Origin of the sequence: Halomonas sp. SIMBA_159 (genome assembly GCF_046536035.1) — a bacterium.
Taxonomy (GTDB): Bacteria; Pseudomonadota; Gammaproteobacteria; order Pseudomonadales; family Halomonadaceae; genus Vreelandella; species Vreelandella venusta_A.
Genome location: NZ_JAWJBT010001518.1, coordinates 1 through 239, shown reverse-complemented (window position 1 = coordinate 239; position 239 = coordinate 1). Strand labels below are relative to the sequence as shown.

General features: G+C 53.6%; 1 protein-coding gene. It reads right to left on the bottom strand.

All coding sequences use genetic code 11. The features are described from left to right. Positions 1 to 40 precede the first annotated feature (40 nt). The coding region (locus R0J87_RS24300) for a hypothetical protein (protein ID WP_498889612.1) at positions 41 to 239 on the bottom strand (199 nt) is incomplete at its 5' end.

The window sequence follows — 239 nt, the reverse complement described above, 5'->3', positions numbered from 1 at the left end:
CCATGCGCCTCGCTTTGTTTTACGTCGCTATCAGGATTGATTAATCCTCGATATAGTTCTCAATGCCAGGGCAAGAACAGACCAGGTTACGGTCACCGAAGACGTTATCAACACGGTTGACGGTTGGCCAGTACTTGGCACCTTTGCTGTGCGCGGATGGGTAGCAAGCCAGCTCGCGGCTGTAAGCGTGGGTCCATTCCGCATCCATCAGATCAACCTGAGTGTGCGGTGCATTGACC